The following is a 16,687-nucleotide window of genomic DNA, read 5'->3' as shown; positions in this document are numbered from 1 at the left end:
TTCATGATTCTATTGGTGACTTTCGCGAAGCAGAAAGGCGGATTATAACAATGAAAGAAAAAAACTTTTTTAACCTGAAAGATATGGTGTTAATGGCGTTATTTGCAGCGCTTACCTGTGTACTTGCACCGCTTGCTGTGCCGATTGGTCCGGTGCCGATTTCGCTGACAAACCTCGTGATTTATTTTAGTTTGTATGTGCTTGGATGGCAGCGGGCAACCATCACGTACATTGTATACTTGCTGCTTGGCCTGGTTGGACTTCCGGTATTCTCCGGATTTGAAGGCGGCGTTGGTAAAGTTGCCGGTCCTACTGGCGGTTACTTAATTGGATTTATTTTCATGGCAATTGTATGTGGTCTTTTGATGCAGGTTAAGAAGGATAAGAAGATTGTAAATATTGTTTTCTGCGTTGTAGGAATGCTTATTGGTACCGCGATTGCATATGCATTTGGTACGATGTGGTTCTGCTATTCGACAGGAACAGGACTTGGCGCAGCAATGGCGCTTTGTGTAATTCCATTTATTCCGGGCGATTTGATTAAAATTGCGATTGCAGCAGTTGTTGCACCGACAGTTGCAAACCAGATAAAACGAATTTAAGAAATAAGAAAAGATTCAAAATAAAAAGGAGCAGCTCTCCATGTACCACCGTGTTTACACGTAAGAGACATGGATAACTGCTCCTTTTGTTTTATTCGTTATGCAGGAAACATTAATCAAAGTAATCAATTTTCATTGCATGTTTTACTTCACTCAAAGTACCGGCAGCGACTTCTTTAGCCTTAATACTTCCTTTGTGCAAAATTTCCATAACGGCCGGAATATCTTTTTCAAGTTCTTTTCTTCTTGCCTGAATTGGAGAAAGTTCCTCCATAATAACAGAGTACAAAAATTTCTTAACCTTCACGTCACCCAGACCTCCACGAGTGTAGTGGTCTTTCAATTCTTGTAAACAACTGTAATCCGGCAGGTATTCTGCAAACAATTCATCCTTGCAGAAAGCATCCAAATAAGTAAATACCGTGTTCCCTTCCAATTTTCCCGGATCTTCAATGCGGATGTGGTCCGGATCGGTGTACATACTCATGATTTTTTTGCGGATATCTTCCGGCTCATCGGACAGATAAATACAGTTGCCAAGGGATTTGCTCATTTTTGCCTTGCCGTCGGTACCCGGCAGACGGCTGCAAATTTCATTTTCCGGCAAAAGTGCTTTCGGCTCAACCAAAACCTCATCGTAAGTAGTGTTAAAACTGCGGACAATTTCACGTGCCTGCTCAAGCATTGGCAGCTGATCTTCGCCAACCGGTACGGTCGTTGCTTTAAAGGCGGTGATGTCAGCGGCCTGGCTGATTGGGTAAGTAAAGAAACCAACCGGAATACTTGCATTAAAGCCACGCATCTGAATTTCTGATTTGACCGTAGGATTTCGTTTCAATCTTGAAACTGTAACTAAGTTGCTGTAATAAAAAGTAAGTTCTGTAAGTTCGGAGACATACGACTGAACGAAGAGGTTCGATTTCTCCGGGTCAAGTCCACAGGACAAATAATCCAGAGCAACTTCCGAAATGTTTTTACGAACTTTTTCCGGGTTATCTGCATTATCCGTTAAAGCCTGTGCATCTGCAATCATAATGTAAATATCATCATATTCGCCGGAATTCTGTAATTCCACACGGCGTTTCAAGGAGCCTACATAGTGACCGACGTGAAGTTTGCCGGTAGGACGGTCTCCTGTCAAAATAATCTTCTTCATTTCTTCCTCCAATCCGGAGCCTTGCATGTTATCAAATCTCCGTTGCAATTTTCATAAGAACAATTTTAATAGGTATTGTATCAAAAGTCAATGTCGGGATAGAAACAGTTTTGGGGGAAGTGTTCGTTGGTACTTTTTGGGGCTTTCCGTAATTCAGCGGAAATGCTTGTGTCTCGTGGGTGCTCCCGCTCGTTGAGTGAGTAGCGGTATGGGCACTGAAACTACCAGTGCCTCATACCGACGTACTCAAAACCCACGAGCCACAAAGCATTTCTGCTGAATTACTGGATACCAAAAAGATACGAGCACTTGATGTCAACTAGCAAGAAACGAGCAGCCTCTTGTGTTTTCAAAACAACTCTTTTCCCTTAATTTGCTTTATAGGGTTGCCTTTTTGCGTCGCATACAAATCTAATCAAGAAGATTTATGAAGAAATTGCAACCTAAAAGGCGGAAGCGGACCGAAAGAGTTGCCTTTGACGGCTAATTTCTTCAGATGAAACTTGATAAATGCAACCCTATGGGACAAATCAAGGGAAAAGAGTTGCAACGGAACCGCAGGTCTATTTTACAAAAGCTGCTCTCAATTATTTGGTGAATTGAAAAATTATACCCCTACGCGTTTGTTTAGCGAAAGCGCCCACTCTTCGCAAACTATTCTTGCTTATTTACGGAAACTCAAAAAACTTCAACGAACATTTGACACAGCCCCCAATCTAAAATATAATTTTCATATTGAGTAAGTAGGGGTGCGGTAAAAGGATTTTAATATAGCAAAGCAGCAAAGAAAGGAAAAGCAGGATGAAAAAAGCAGGCAGATTAGCAGCGGCAGTGTTCGCGGCTATGTTACTGGTAACCGGTTGTGGTGCTCCGGCGGAGAAAAAAGCCGTGGAGACAACACCGGAACAAAGTTCAAAAATTGAACAGAAAGAAGAGGCAAAAAATTTGAAGGACGCATTTAAAAAGGATTTTAAAGTTGGGGTTGCAATTAATCCGTATCAGTTGAAGGACGAGGAGACAAAGAAAATCATTCTTGAAAATTTCAACAGTATTACGATGGAAAATGGCATGAAGCCGGAGGCAATTTTAGACCAGCGGGCGTCGGAAAACAGCAAAGACGGCATGCCGGCGATTAATGAGGAAAATTTGGAGGAGTGCCTTTCACTGGCAAAAGACAACGGGCTTGTGCTTCGCGGTCATTGCCTTGTCTGGCACAATCAGACGCCGGAATGGTTTTTCTGTGAAAAATACGATGCAGGAAATGCCAAAGTGAATAGAGAAACGATGAAAAAAAGAATGGAAAGTTACATCAAAAAAGTTCTGAGTTTCTGCCAGGAAAAATATCCGGGCGTTGTCTATGCGTGGGATGTGGTAAATGAAGCGTGTGACGACGGCGGCGGATACCGCACTTCCAGTTTGTGGTATGAAATTTACGGCGATGAATCATACATTGAGGATGCGTTTACATTTGCTAGAAAATACGCAGATAAAGATGTGAAATTATTTTATAATGACTACAATGAGTATATGCCAAGCAAAGTAAGTACCATTGCAGAACTTGTGAAAAAATTGTATGATAAGAAATTGATTGACGGTGTGGGATTCCAGAGTCACTGGGATATGAATTATCCGGATACCGGCATGATTTCTGACGCGATGCAAAAGTACAGTGAGATTGGTGACTTGGAGATTCAATTTACCGAAGTGGATATGCATAATACCGATGATTCGGAGGAAGGCTTGAAAAAACTGGCAGACCGTTATAAAGAATTTTTTGAGACGATTGTGAAAGCGGACCGCGAAGGAAAGGCGAATGTGACGAGCGTTACATTCTGGGGGCTTTCGGATGATGTAACGTGGCTGACATCCTTTAAAGGCGAAGACAGTTACCCGCTTTTGTTCGATGAAAGTCACAAGAAAAAGGCGTGCTACGACAGTGTGTTAGCAGTCGGAAACGAAAAGTAATACGCATAATGAAACAAGCATATAGTGTAAAAAATGACTGGGAGGCAGTGATTATGTCGGACTATATGCGGAAAGTGTTTTATGTGAGAAAACGGGAAGAAAATCCGGATTGCTCTGTGACAGCCGGTTATGTAAAAGCAGAGCGGAGAAAACAGGTATTAACGCTGACGATTTTTTTGGACATACAGGATTTACCGGAGGAATGTCCGGTATGTGCCGTTTACTGCACAGGCAGAGAGTGGCAGTGTTTCTCCTGCGGATGGGTCACTTTTGACAAAAACGGAACTACCGTCTGTAACTTGTTTTTGCCGGACGATGAGACAATTGCCCACGCGGATGCTGTGGTAGGAATCGGAATTGGCAGAAATGGCGCTTACTGGGCAGGACAATTGCCGTGCTTTTATGAATGTCAGGCAGGGGAGCAGTGCAGGCGCATGACTGCACTTAGAAAATGCGGCGGTGCGATGTGCGGCTGCCAGTGTTAGAGGAAACTTTGCCGGGATCAGGAGGAATCACGATGACAAGCGATGAGTCGTTTATGAAACAGGCAGTGAAACAGGCGAAACAGGCGTATGACAAACTGGAAACGCCGATTGGCTGTGTGATTGTGCATGAGGATAAAATCATTGCCAGAGGATATAATAAAAGAAATATGAAGAAAAATACGCTTGCTCATGCGGAAATTCTAGCCATTAATAAAGCGAGTAAGGTGCTTGGCGACTGGCGGCTTGAAGACTGTACGATGTATGTTACATTAGAGCCGTGTCCGATGTGTGCCGGAGCGATTGTGCAGGCACGGATTCCGCGCGTGGTGATTGGCAGCATGAATCCAAAAGCCGGATGTGCAGGCTCCGTTTTGAATCTTTTGCAGCAGGATGGATTGAACCATCAGGTGGAGATAACAAAAGGTGTACTTGCGGAGGAATGCAGTGGATTGATGACGAGTTTTTTCAGAGAACTGCGAAAAAAGAAAAAAGCGTAATGGTATTTGACATACCGTGAAAAAACAGATATAATTATTATGATATTGTTTATAACGGATTTGTTTCCCCTATTGGGAGGCAGACCGTTTCAAATTTCCGTGCAGCCGGGGAGATAGCGGTGCCCTGTACCTGCAATCCGCTATAGCAGGGGTGTTGTCCCATCGAGGGTCTTTTGACGGAGAGCTGCCCAAAGTAAGTGGCGTTGACACTTGGGTCTTGCGCAACAGGAACTTGTGAACCGTGTCAGGTCAGGAATGAAGCAGCACTAAGCAATCCTTCCTGTGTGACGCGAGGGTGCCTGAGCCTAGCTAACTGCTTTGGTAACGTCTTCTGATTTTGATTCGACATGGGATGCACGGATTTTATATTATACAGCTTTTTTGCGAGGAGTTGTTACATATGGCAGAGAGTTTGGTCTTGAATGGAAACAGTTCCATTACAAAAGGAACGGTTATATTTGAAAAAGGACAGCCGTTGCAGTCGACGGCATTGATACTTAAGGGACGAGTGATTGTACAGGGCGAGGGCGTCCGGATGACAATCGGCTCAGGAAATTTTTTGGGAATGTGCGATGTTTGGAAAAAGGAACATTCCTTTACTTATGTTGCACTTGATGATTTGGTTTTGTTTGGGTTGCCGATGGAAAATGAAAAGCAGGCAGCTCTTTTGCTGGAGCAGAAGCCACAGTACCGGGGACTTTTAGTGACTTCGCTGAATTTCTTTTATCATGATGTGTTCCGTGTGTTTGGAAAATTGAAAACTGAGACGGAGAAGGTGGCTGAGTTTGTGCATCAGACCTATTCACGTTATCAAAAACTTGCGGAAGGTGCGGGTCTGACGGCGGAAAAAATTGCGGCGATGGAACGTCTTTTAAACCAGCGGATGGAGAATTATTCGTTGCCGGAAAAAATCACGTATTTTATTCAGTGCAGTAAAATTCCAATTGAAGCACAGAAAAATTATTATGGCGCCAGTGCTTATGTGGCGCAGAAACAGTTTGAGGAACAGTGTGCGGTGCTTCCACAGTTAGTAGCGGGATGCCGTTACTACAGCGATTGGCTGACACGATATTTCCGTATTATGATTACGGATGAAAAAAATCTGTTTTCGCTGGTAGGGCGTATGGCGCTCGGCGTAAGACGATCCGGACAAAATGACAGCGAATTAAGCGTTATGCTTGACCATATTTTGGAGCAGATTAATAATACTGAAACTTTGTTATTGGAGTACGCCGGTGTAAATCTTCATCTTGACAGACAGCGCATGGAAGAAACCTATTTTGCGTTGTTGTCAGACGATACCGGAAGCTTAGATGCGTTTGACCAGGAAGATTTAAAAGTGTTAGACCATTCGGTACAGCAGATTCTCGATTACGCAGAAGTTTCTGATGAGACGGCTGAAAAATTTGCATCGGCTGTTGAAGCATTTTTGGCGTGTGTGGACAAGTTTGCAAGAACGCCGGAAGCAACGGCGCTTCGCAAAGAATTAGTGAAATATTTCTTTGAAATCTATGAGCGTGCCTGCAAAAAAAGTTTTCAGGATGCAAATCCGCCGCTTGCAGTGAAATTATTTTTGCGATATGGCTATGTCAGCGAAGAACTTTTGACGGAGGAAGAACTCCGCACTCTTTTGACACTGCCGGATTCGAGAGAAGAAGAAACTACCTGCCGCGTTTATACAATGAGCGAGTGGCTGCGTGAAATTTATGAGGGAAGAAAAAATCCATCAAAAGATGAGTTTGATACGGATTATGAAGAGACAATTCGCAAGCAAGTGCATGAGAAAAAACTGACAAAAACCGAGGGCGATGATGCGTTTCACGACGCGGCCAAACGCCTTCATTTTGAAGTGGAAAATCTGCTTAGTTATGCCGACCGTATTCTGAGTGGAAATATTTCTACATTTGTACCGGTTATGTGTTCAGAGGGCATTTATACAAAATTGGAAAGTGCAGTAGTAACGTCTGCTATTATTAATAAAATTGTAAACCGCGTGGAAAAAATTGATTATTCCATTTTCTACCGCGAGCGTATGGTGGCATATGAAGAAGTTGGACTTAATCGTTTTACCGTGACGGGGCGTTACACGCCGGAATTTATTATATTCCCGGTATATGGGCGCAAAGGTTTGATGTGGCAGGATATTGAAGGACGTAAAAAAGAGACACACGGAAGAATTCTTCTGCCATCATTTATGGAGCAGAATTTAGAGGCAGAGCTTTTGAAAATGCTTGCTTATTTCCGTTGGGAAAAATGCCGTACGGAAATGGGAGCGCAGTGGAACAATTACCGCTATCCATCGCTTACCGCAGAGTATACGGATTATTTGCAGTTCTTCAAAAAGAACAATGACTTATCACCGGAAAAACGTGAAAAAGTAAAGGCGCAGCTTACACAGTGCGGAAACCGTCACAAGGATGTGTTTGCAAAAGATTATGCAGACTGGGTGCTGCGTGAGGCGACCGGCGCCATGAAACTGAATCGTGTGGCGCGTGAAATTCTATTTACCTATTGTCCGCTGGCTCCGCAGATTGCGGAGGGGCTGCTTGCACAGAATGCGTATCGGGATGCGGCACGCCGTTATATGATTGAAAAAGGAAAACGGGAAAAAGAGATTAATCAGGTACTGCACCGCTTTGAAAAAGCAGGTATGGATTTGCCGGAAGAAGTAGAGCAGACCAGACGTTTTGTGTTAGATTTACAAGGAGCATAAAAATGAGTAGAAAACGAGAGAATGTGCGTCAGTGCAAGGTAATACGCCAGTTGATTGATGACAATAAATACACAAAAGCACTCGAACTAATTGATGCGATTCCTTTAGAAGAAGTTGGCTCATTAGATGATTTGTATCGTTATGCCGAATTGTATGAGAAGGCAGAGCGGATGGATAAAAAGAAAGAAATTTTTTATCATATTTACCACCGTACCCATTCCCGTTATATGTTAAATCGTCTGCTGCGTTTGACAATTCGCATGGGGGACATGGAAGAAGCGAGAGAACTGTATTTTGCCTATGAAGTGGCAGGTCCGATTACGTTAGATACTTTTGAACTCCGTTATCTTTTAGCAAAAGCAGAGGGAGAGCCGCCGGAGCGTCTGATTCAGATTCTGGAGGAATTAAAGAAGGAAGAATATACCGAAGAGTGGGGCTTTCGACTTGCTTGTTTGTATGAAAAGACCGGGCAGATTGACAAATGTATTCAGGAATGTAAAGATTTGAAACTTTGGTTTGGCGAGGGTAAAATTGTGGACCGGGCAATGCAGTTATTGGAGCATTGTGAAAACCCGGCGGTTGCAGAACCGGAGGAACTGGAAGAGACGATTGAAAAGGAAATGCCGGAGCGAAGAGAAGAATATGAGTCTTCGGAAACCGAAGAAATAGAAGAAGAGCCGCAGGAAAATGAAGATGTGGATGAGGCTTCGGAGTCTTATGGGGAAATTGTGCGGGAACCGGAGACTGAATCGGAGGAGGAAGAGGAAGTCTTGGATCCGGAGGCTCCTTTAATAGAATCTGTGGGTGAAGTTAAAGTTGTGGCAAAACGAAAAAAAGAAAAGCCACTTCAAAAACCGGAAAATGTAGAAGAACTGCTTGAGGAAAAAGAAGAAGATATTTCCGACCATGGAATTTTATACCGCACGCTGAAAAGTGCGATGAACCACGTCCGTTATGGAGATAAGATGCCTCATTTTGTATTTGCTGGCGGCGAGGAGCGCATTGTGCTTGCGGTCGCAAAGCGCGTGGCGAAAGAACTGAACAAAGTAGGCTATGTTTCCGTGCGGAGCATTGTGAAAATTACGGCTGAAAAATTAAATCAGATTGATTTGTCGGAACAGGCAGGTAAAATTGCCGGTGGCTGTATGTTAGTGACGGACGCCGCTGAATTGACGAAAGAATCTGTAGAAAAATTAAAATCAGTGATGGAGCAGGAGGACGAAAAAGTCGTTGTCATGTTAGCCGGACCATTTGACGAGATGGACTGCTTTTTAGATATCTACCCGGATTTGGCAGAAAAACTCGTATATAAAGTGCGTATGTGAGGAGGCGCCGTTATGGACGAAAAACAAGTATGGAAACCGGGCAACATGCTTTACCCGGTGCCGGCGGTGATGGTGAGCTGCGGCAATAAAAATGGAGAGAAAAATATTATTACGATTGCGTGGGCGGGCACAATCTGCTCCGACCCTGCGATGGTGTCGATTTCGGTGCGCCCGGAGAGATATTCCTATTCGATGATTCGGGAGACCGGTGAGTTTGTAATAAATCTTACGACAAAGGAACTTACTTATGCGACCGACTGGTGCGGTGTGAAGTCCGGACGGGCTGTGGATAAGTTCAAAGAGATGAACTTGACGGCAATGCCCGGTGAAAAACTTACCTATGCACCGGTTATTGCCGAAAGCCCGGTGAATTTAGAGTGCCGTGTGCAGAAAGAGATTCCGCTTGGCAGCCACAATATGTTTTTGGCAAAAATAGAAGATGTCATGATTAGTGAGAAATACATGAACGAAAACGGAAAATTTGAACTCAATCAGACCGGACTTGTGACATATTCCCATGGCGAGTATTTTGTCCTTGGTGAGAAAATTGGGAAATTTGGCTATTCCGTAAAAAAATGATTTTCTGTTTTACAAATGTCAAAAGTGTGTTATACTAGTAAAATAAAATGTTTCAATCAGTGGAGGTTGCGATGAAACAGTACATTATAAAAGGTGGAACGCCACTTTCAGGGGAAGTTACCATTGGCGGTGCGAAAAATGCAGCGCTGGGTATTATCGTGGCGGCTATTATGGCGGATGAGCCAGTTACAATTGATAATTTACCGGACGTTGATGACGTCCGGGTTTTGCTGGATGCAATAGAAAGTATAGGTGCGATTGTGGAGCGTATAGATTCTCATACGGTCCGTATTAATGGTGCCTGTATTAATGATGTAAGTATTGATGAGGATGCAATTCGTAAAATTCGCGGTTCTTACTATTTAGTAGGAGCTTTGCTTGGAAAATATAAAAAAGCTTTAGTTGCGCTGCCGGGAGGATGCCAGATTGGTAGCCGTCCGATTGACCAGCATATTAAGGGCTTTGAGCAGCTTGGTGCTAAGGTAAGTATCCACCATGGTAAAATTGACGCTCAGGCGGAAAATCTTGTTGGTACGCATATTTACCTTGATTGTCCGAGTGTCGGTGCGACCATTAATATTATGATGGCGGCATGTATGGCAGAAGGAAAGACAATTATTGAGAATCCGGCGAAAGAACCCCATATCGTTGATGTGGCAAACTTCTTAAATAGTATGGGAGCAAACATCAAAGGTGCCGGAACCGATGCTATCCGAATCCGTGGGGTAGAAGCATTGCACGGAGCGGAGTATTCGATTATTCCGGATCAAATTGAAGCCGGAACATATATGCTTGCCGTAGCGGCAACCGGCGGTGATGTGATGATTAAAAACGTCATTCCGAAGCATTTGGAAGCAATTACCGCAAAATTAGTTGAGATTGGTGCAATAGTTGAAGAGTTTGATGACTGTGTTCGTGTCTATGCTGACCATCGTTTGTCTTATGCAAATGTTAAGACGATGCCGTATCCGGGATTCCCGACGGATATGCAGCCACAGATTACAACGCTGCTTGCTCTGTCTGAGGGAACCAGTATTGTCACAGAGACAATTTTTGAGACGCGGTTTAAGTATATCAGCGAACTGCGCCGTATGGGAGCGAATATTTCCGTAGAGGGAAATGCCGCTTTTGTAACCGGTGTGGAAGGATTTACCGGAGCGCGTGTGAGTGCACCGGATTTGCGTGCGGGTGCAGCACTTGTGATGGCAGGACTTGTTGCAGAAGGATATACTTATGTGGACGATATTCAATATATTGAGCGTGGGTATGAAAATTTTGCAGAAAAAATCCGTGGGCTTGGCGGTCACATGGAAAAAATAGATGCGGAAGATGAACGTGCCGTAAGGAAATTTAAAATGAAAGTTTCATAAGAAAGACGATAGAAGAGGGAACGCCGAGGGTATCCGGCGTTTTCTGCTATTATCCGATGAGTGAGAAAGGAGAATCATAAGTGAACGATAAAGTACAAGAGATTCTGAATGAGGTTGGTAAAGTAATTCGTGGTAAGGACGAAGCAATTGAGCTCGTGATGACAGCGATGTTAGCCAAGGGACATATTCTCGTAGAGGATGTTCCGGGGGTTGGTAAAACAACACTGGCGGTTGCTTTTTCCCGTGCGATGGAATTGACAGAGCGCCGTCTGCAGTTTACACCGGACGTACTTCCGAGTGATGTAGTCGGTTTTAATATGATTGGTGCCGATGGTGAGTTTCAGTACAAGCCGGGTGCGATTTTGTGTAACCTTCTGCTTGCGGATGAGATTAACCGTACCTCAACGAAAACACAGTCTGCTCTTTTGGAGGTCATGGAAGAGGGACAGGTAACGGTCGATGGTGTGACACGCCAGCTGCCAAATCCGTTTATCGTAGTGGCAACACAGAACCCGGTTGGTTCTGCCGGAACACAGATGCTGCCGGAATCCCAGCTTGACCGTTTTATGATTCGTATTTCGATGGGATATCCGACGATGGAAGAAGAAGTTCGTCTGATTAAAGAGCGTCAGGACATTAACCCGCTTGATTTTATCCAGGAAATCATTTCAAAACGGGAACTGCTTGAAATGCAGGATCAGGTAAAACAGATTTATGTCGATGATAAAGTGCTTACTTATTTATCGAAGATTGTGGATGCAACGAGAAATCATTCCATGATTACGCTCGGTGTGAGTCCGCGTGGAACGCTTGCCCTTATGGATATGTCAAAGGCGCATGCGTTCGTTCAGGGACGTACCTTCGTTTTGCCGGAGGATATCAAACGTGTTTCTAAAGCAGTGCTTGCCCACCGCCTTTTGTTAAACGGTAAGGCGCGTATGAGCCACACGACAGAAGAAGATGTCGTTGAGGAAATTGTAGGGAAGATTCAGGTCCCTAAATTATAAGTAACAAGTGATACGATTCGGAAGGAGGAAATTATGACATTAGGAACTATCCTATACATTTTCCTTTTCTTTGTGAGTGTTTTCATTTCCATTATGTACTTGGAATTTGGTGCGATGGCACTGATGGGGCTGATGGTGACGATACCGGTCTGCATGTTTCTTTTTCTGCTTGTTTTGCGAAAGAGAGTCAGCGTGTCAGTCGATTCAAAAAATCCGCTGGCAGAAAAAGATGCCATTGATAAGCCGGCGAGAGCAGCCATTACGCTGTCGGTAGAAAACAAAAGCCATCTGCTTCCGGTGACGAAAGGAATTGCCAAGGTTCGTTATGAAAATCCGTTTTCCGGCGATAAAGGGAAGATGAAAATTCGTTTTTCCGTGGATACCGGGAAAAAGAGAGACCGTAGAATCCCGGTTGTTATGGACAACTGTGGAAATGTTTCCATCACGGTAGAGAAGGTACGAATCTATGATTATTTGAATATATTTGCGTGGACAATCGGGAAACATTTTGAGACGCAGGATGTTCTCGTCCTGCCGCCGACGAAAGAGATGTATCTTGGAAAAGACAAATGGTACAACGAGACGAGTGCGGACAGTGACCGTTTTTCCACTTATAAAAAGGGAGATGATCCCTCTGAAATTTTTGACATCCGTGAGTATGCAGACGGAGATAAGATTCAGAGAATTCACTGGAAGTTAAGTAGTAAAACCGGTGATTTGATGGTGAAAGAGGGAAGCCTTCCTCTGATGAAAGAAATTCATATTTTTATTGATTTATGTGCGACCGGTACAAAGCAGGAAAGAAATGATAAAATCAACCGGTTGATTCAGGGTGTGTATTCCATTGCGATGTTTATGATTGAAAGTGGAATCCCACAGGCATATATTTGGTACGACAAGGTAAATGGTGTGATTCAGGAATATTCGGTAGAGCAGGAGGAAGAACTGTACTGGATGTTTCAGGAATTATTCCGCAGTAAAACAACGACCGAGGAGAGTGAGCTGATGGAGGCTTACGTCGACTGGGGCAAAGGCAGACTTTTAGAATCGGCACTGTATCTGACAGTGGCTGACCATGAATCCTTGGATTCCGGGAATCTGGTGCGCGACCGATTGGAAGTAATGGACTTACGAGGTGACGTAATTGAGGATCAGGAATAATAAACTGATTAATTTCATATTGGAATTCAGCCAGATTATGCTCGTATTTCTTGGTGTATATTCTGCGCTGATGTGTACGGCGTCGAGTCTGGATATGATTTATGACGGTAAATTGTGTTTACTCTTACTGTTTGCCGCCTCGATTGTATTTTATGGACTATTTACAGTGCTGGAGACATTCCGCAAGGGAAAACTTTACGGCTTAATCGGCATTACGATGTTCTTTTTGGCATTAGTGATTCGATTTAAGGGCGCACTGCTAAAGGGAATTGTGAGTGCGGCAAATAGTTTTTTGAAAGAATTTATGAACTATACCGGCACGAATGTATCTTTGTTGTCCTATGCGGATACGGAGAGCGCAAGCGCAAAATTCTGTACGACGCTTTTGTTGATTTTGATTGGTGTGTATTTTGTGGCACTGATTAGTGCATTTTTCTACCGCAGAAGACGTTCTGTGGTCTTTTTGGCAGGTACGATACCGTTTGTTGTTCTGCCGCTTGTGGCGGGAAGAATCGGACGTTATTTATATTTTTTCACCTATTTGATTGTGGCGGTAACGATTATCGGAACGAGACATTTGCGAACCGATGCCACAGACCGAAGGATGCGCCAGAAACTGGCAATGATATTGATGACAACCTGTTTGGTTTGCGGTGGCATTTTTTATTTATTTATTCCGCCTTCGAGATACGACAGGAATGTGGATAAGTTGTCTCAGGCAAAGAACAGTCTGGTGGCACTTTCGACATGGGACGGTGAGGATATAATGACCTGGCTGAAAGCATACTTTAACGGGGATGCGATTTCCTATGGTAAAATCGGAAAGAAAAGCGAAGTCAGTTATACCGGTGAAACAATGCTGAAAATATCCGGAGACATCAATTCCGACCATGGACTTTATCTCAAAGGCTATGTCGGTGATGTCTATGAGAATAACAAGTGGTCATCCATTCGCTCGGATGAAAACTTTAAAAAAGACTGGAAGGCGCTCGATGCGACCGGCGTCACAACAGAAAACTGGCATACGCAGTTAAGAAATGAACTGGGTGACGAGGAGCGGAGTGGCGAAGAAGAGGTTTGGAAGACTGGAACATTAAGGATTCGCAATCTTGCGTTTGGATATGGCAACTTTTTGGTGCCATGCCTTCCGGCCGGGGCATATAAGAGCCTTACAAACGGACGCTCAACGGTGGATAAACCGGGAATTGATTACTCGGTAGAATATTATTTGCACTATCCTGCAATTTTGCGCACGGATGTTTTACTTGGTGAATCCCGTATGGCAACAGCCGACTTTTGGAGTTCAAATGAGGTTGAGCGGAGGAATTTAAGTGATTTTGCAAAAAAATATTATTTGCAGATTCCGGATTCCATGAAATCGGTTTGTGAAGATTTTAAAAAAGATTGCAAATCTGCCGGTTTGACGAAGACGTCTGACATTATTCTTGAAGCAAAGAGTTATATTACAAAAGATACGACGTATTCCTTATCGCCGGGCAAAACTCCTTCCGGTAAGGAATCCATTGAATACTTTTTAAAGGAAAATAAAAAAGGATATTGTACCTATTATGCGACGGCAGCCGTTATGCTGTTACGCAGTATGGGAATCCCGGCACGTTACGTCGAGGGTATGTATGTCAGTAAAGATGAACTGGCAGTTGTCAAAAAAGGTAAAGAACTTGAAGTGCCGGATGAAGACGCTCATGCATGGGTTGAAGTCTTTGATGAAAAATATGGATTTGTAACCGTTGAAGTGACGCCGGGCAAAGGTGAGGATGATATGACAGGAAGTGATTCTTCCAATGAAAACACCAATCCGAACCAGACTTCGAACGGAGCACAGACAGATTCCGAAAATCCATCACAGGAAGACGCTCCGAATGTTGCAACACCGACCCCTTCGGTGACACAGGAACCGGAAGAGAGCATGGTATTTGATGATATCAAGCAAAACGACAAAAAATCCGGTGACAGTGGAAATGCAAACGGCACATCCAAAGGACGGATATGGTTTGTGATTTTAGATATTGTGATTGTGTTACTGCTCATTGCTGCGGCAATGGAAGCACAGCGGAGGATACGAGCTTACATGTTTAGAAAGAATATGAAGCAGAAGAAAGCAAAAAGGCGGATTCGTATGGTATATCTGCATTTGCTCCCGGTATTCCACCGCTACAAGCTTGCTTACCGCGGACAGTCGATGGCGCAGTTTAGCAGGGAAATCAGTAGGGAGATGGAACTTCCTTTTGAGGATGTGCTTGAATTTGTGACTTTGATTTTCCACGCAAGATTTGGTCCGGACACGATTACGGAAGACCAATTAAGAGAGTTCAAACGGGTTTATCACGAAATCCGCGCGAAAGCGTATCGTGATGCAAAGCCGATGCGAAAACTATATTATATGTATATCATGGTATTATAAGGAGGACAAGAACATGCTGAAAAAAACGTATGATAAAGTGTGTGAATTATTTGAGGAGGGAAATGGTTATCTGCCGACACGTACATTGCTTAACAACAAAATTACGACGATTCAGATTCGTACGATGCTGCAGGAAGGCAAGATTGAAAAAGTGTCTCACGGTAATTACTGGAACTTAATGAGTGGCAGAAAAAAACCAAAACATTACAAAATGTTAGAAGCCTGTATGACAAACAAAAAGGCAGTTATCTGCTCCTTGAGCGCATGCTATTATCACGGACTGATTAAGGAAGAGCCGGAAGCTTTGTATGTGGCAACAGCTCGTACCGACCGCGGAAATATGAAGTTAAACTTTCCGGTATCCCGTCACTATTTCTCTGTTACAACATTTGAAAATGATGTTTTGAATGTCAAAACAGGTGGCGGAAATATCCGCATTTACGATGTAGACCGCAGTGTATGTGACTGCATTCGTCTGGAGAAAGAAATCGGAAAAGAAACCGTAGAACTTGTAGTTGAAAACTACAAAAAGAGCAGTAAAAAGAGAGTAAACCATCTTTTACAGTATGCGGATCAGATGCGTTATGGCAAAATTGTCCGCGAATACCTCGGAACGGATGAGTGATGTAGATGGAAAAAGACGAAAAGAAAAAAGGTGCGATGCTCGACGAGGCTTTTCTGCAGAACTTAATGCAGAATGAGCAGGTTGAGCAGATTTTAGAAGAAGGCGAGGCGTTTCAGACATTGATGGCGTACTATCGGTGTGCCATTATGGAAGTAGAGACCAAATTTAAAGTGCTCAATACCGAATTTAGTCTCCGCTATGACAGAAACCCGATTGAGACGATAAAAACAAGACTCAAATCGCCGGAGAGTATCATTGAAAAACTTCACCGCAAAAAGATTCCGTTTTCTGCGGAAATGATTGAACAAAAATTGCATGATATAGCCGGAGTGCGCGTTATCTGTGCATTTCCGGAAGATATTTATGAGATTAGTGAATGTTTTTTGGCTCAGGATGATATTCGTTTGATTGAGAAAAAGGATTACATCAAAAACCCAAAACCAAACGGGTATAGGAGCCTTCATTTGATTGTGGAAATTCCTATCTTTTTGCATAACGAAAAACGAATGATGAAAGCGGAAGTACAGTTCCGTACAATTGCCATGGATTTCTGGGCAAGTTTAGAACACCGTATTTATTATAAAAAAGGACAGAATAACGAGACGCTGCGCAATGAGTTAAGGCAATGCGCGGAAGTGAGTGCCGCATTGGATTTACGTATGCAGAGTATCCGAAAGGAACTCGATGTGGACGATTGATCTCAAAAAATGCATAATTTCCTCTGTTTTCCACATACTACCCATACAGTATAAATATGGAAAAGCATGTAGAAAACAGGAG

Annotated in this window: 14 protein-coding genes and 1 other RNA gene; 14 read left to right on the top strand and 1 reads right to left on the bottom strand. The window is 43.4% G+C overall.

All coding sequences use genetic code 11. The features are described from left to right. Nucleotides 1–50: 50 nt before the first annotated feature. On the top strand, nucleotides 51–602 hold the full coding sequence (locus tag DW019_RS10355; protein WP_022377393.1) for a biotin transporter BioY: 552 nt from the start codon (nucleotides 51–53) through the stop codon (nucleotides 600–602). Nucleotides 603–714: 112 nt separating this feature from the next. Here DW019_RS10355 and trpS read toward each other — a convergent pair whose 3' ends face one another. Beyond that, complete coding sequence (gene trpS / locus DW019_RS10350; RefSeq protein ID WP_118443308.1) at nucleotides 715–1,758, bottom strand: tryptophan--tRNA ligase; 1,044 nt, start codon at nucleotides 1,756–1,758, stop codon at nucleotides 715–717. 801 nt (nucleotides 1,759–2,559) lie between these two features. Between trpS and DW019_RS10345 the strand changes: the two genes are divergently transcribed. The 13 genes from DW019_RS10345 (at nucleotide 2,560) to DW019_RS10285 (ending at nucleotide 16,605) form a co-directional block, all read left to right on the top strand. Continuing rightward, nucleotides 2,560–3,723 carry an endo-1,4-beta-xylanase gene (locus DW019_RS10345; protein WP_118443302.1) on the top strand — a complete coding sequence of 388 codons (1,164 nt, stop codon included), beginning with the start codon at nucleotides 2,560–2,562 and terminating at the stop codon, nucleotides 3,721–3,723. Between the two features lie 53 nt (nucleotides 3,724–3,776). Beyond that, complete coding sequence (locus tag DW019_RS10340; RefSeq protein WP_117478492.1) at nucleotides 3,777–4,208, top strand: hypothetical protein; 432 nt, start codon at nucleotides 3,777–3,779, stop codon at nucleotides 4,206–4,208. A 32-nt stretch (nucleotides 4,209–4,240) separates the two neighbouring features. Beyond that, a complete protein-coding gene (gene tadA / locus DW019_RS10335) occupies nucleotides 4,241–4,705 on the top strand; it encodes a tRNA adenosine(34) deaminase TadA (RefSeq protein WP_118443301.1) in 465 nt (154 codons plus the stop codon). Nucleotides 4,706–4,802: 97 nt separating this feature from the next. Then, nucleotides 4,803–5,065: signal recognition particle sRNA large type (ffs, locus tag DW019_RS10330), an RNA gene on the top strand. Between the two features lie 40 nt (nucleotides 5,066–5,105). Then, nucleotides 5,106–7,418: a hypothetical protein gene (locus DW019_RS10325; RefSeq protein ID WP_118443300.1), complete on the top strand. Its 2,313-nt coding sequence runs from the start codon at nucleotides 5,106–5,108 to the stop codon at nucleotides 7,416–7,418. 2 nt (nucleotides 7,419–7,420) lie between these two features. Further along, nucleotides 7,421–8,743: a hypothetical protein gene (locus tag DW019_RS10320; protein ID WP_118443299.1), complete on the top strand. Its 1,323-nt coding sequence runs from the start codon at nucleotides 7,421–7,423 to the stop codon at nucleotides 8,741–8,743. A gap of 12 nt (nucleotides 8,744–8,755) precedes the next feature. Beyond that, nucleotides 8,756–9,322 carry a flavin reductase family protein gene (locus DW019_RS10315; RefSeq protein ID WP_118443298.1) on the top strand — a complete coding sequence of 189 codons (567 nt, stop codon included), beginning with the start codon at nucleotides 8,756–8,758 and terminating at the stop codon, nucleotides 9,320–9,322. Nucleotides 9,323–9,393: 71 nt separating this feature from the next. Then, nucleotides 9,394–10,692, top strand: a complete 1,299-nt coding sequence (locus DW019_RS10310) for a UDP-N-acetylglucosamine 1-carboxyvinyltransferase (protein ID WP_022376974.1) — start codon at nucleotides 9,394–9,396, stop codon at nucleotides 10,690–10,692. An 80-nt stretch (nucleotides 10,693–10,772) separates the two neighbouring features. Then, complete coding sequence (locus DW019_RS10305) at nucleotides 10,773–11,699, top strand: MoxR family ATPase (RefSeq protein WP_022376975.1); 927 nt, start codon at nucleotides 10,773–10,775, stop codon at nucleotides 11,697–11,699. Between the two features lie 33 nt (nucleotides 11,700–11,732). Further along, nucleotides 11,733–12,860, top strand: a complete 1,128-nt coding sequence (locus DW019_RS10300) for a DUF58 domain-containing protein (RefSeq protein WP_117478486.1) — start codon at nucleotides 11,733–11,735, stop codon at nucleotides 12,858–12,860. Beyond that, nucleotides 12,844–15,282, top strand: a complete 2,439-nt coding sequence (locus DW019_RS10295) for a transglutaminase domain-containing protein (protein ID WP_118443297.1) — start codon at nucleotides 12,844–12,846, stop codon at nucleotides 15,280–15,282. Before DW019_RS10300 ends, DW019_RS10295 begins: the two co-directional genes overlap by 17 nt. Nucleotides 15,283–15,295: 13 nt before the next feature. After that, nucleotides 15,296–15,907 (top strand): type IV toxin-antitoxin system AbiEi family antitoxin domain-containing protein, encoded by a 612-nt coding sequence (locus DW019_RS10290; RefSeq protein ID WP_022376978.1) that lies wholly within the window; start codon nucleotides 15,296–15,298, stop codon nucleotides 15,905–15,907. Nucleotides 15,908–15,912: 5 nt separating this feature from the next. Further along, a complete protein-coding gene (locus DW019_RS10285; RefSeq protein ID WP_022376979.1) occupies nucleotides 15,913–16,605 on the top strand; it encodes a GTP pyrophosphokinase family protein in 693 nt (230 codons plus the stop codon). Nucleotides 16,606–16,687: the final 82 nt, after the last annotated feature.

The organism is Clostridium sp. AF37-5 (assembly GCF_003477605.1).
Lineage (GTDB): Bacteria > Bacillota > Clostridia > Lachnospirales > Lachnospiraceae > Eubacterium_F.
This window is presented reverse-complemented; position numbering and strand designations above follow the sequence as displayed.

Coding starts and splice junctions, on each gene's coding strand:
- DW019_RS10355 (WP_022377393.1), top strand. CDS start 51: ATGAAAGAAAAAAACTTTTTTAACCTGAAAGATATGGTGTTAATGGCG.
- trpS (WP_118443308.1), bottom strand. CDS start 1,758: ATGAAGAAGATTATTTTGACAGGAGACCGTCCTACCGGCAAACTTCAC.
- DW019_RS10345 (WP_118443302.1), top strand. CDS start 2,560: ATGAAAAAAGCAGGCAGATTAGCAGCGGCAGTGTTCGCGGCTATGTTA.
- DW019_RS10340 (WP_117478492.1), top strand. CDS start 3,777: ATGTCGGACTATATGCGGAAAGTGTTTTATGTGAGAAAACGGGAAGAA.
- tadA (WP_118443301.1), top strand. CDS start 4,241: ATGACAAGCGATGAGTCGTTTATGAAACAGGCAGTGAAACAGGCGAAA.
- DW019_RS10325 (WP_118443300.1), top strand. CDS start 5,106: ATGGCAGAGAGTTTGGTCTTGAATGGAAACAGTTCCATTACAAAAGGA.
- DW019_RS10320 (WP_118443299.1), top strand. CDS start 7,421: ATGAGTAGAAAACGAGAGAATGTGCGTCAGTGCAAGGTAATACGCCAG.
- DW019_RS10315 (WP_118443298.1), top strand. CDS start 8,756: ATGGACGAAAAACAAGTATGGAAACCGGGCAACATGCTTTACCCGGTG.
- DW019_RS10310 (WP_022376974.1), top strand. CDS start 9,394: ATGAAACAGTACATTATAAAAGGTGGAACGCCACTTTCAGGGGAAGTT.
- DW019_RS10300 (WP_117478486.1), top strand. CDS start 11,733: ATGACATTAGGAACTATCCTATACATTTTCCTTTTCTTTGTGAGTGTT.
- DW019_RS10290 (WP_022376978.1), top strand. CDS start 15,296: ATGCTGAAAAAAACGTATGATAAAGTGTGTGAATTATTTGAGGAGGGA.
- DW019_RS10285 (WP_022376979.1), top strand. CDS start 15,913: ATGGAAAAAGACGAAAAGAAAAAAGGTGCGATGCTCGACGAGGCTTTT.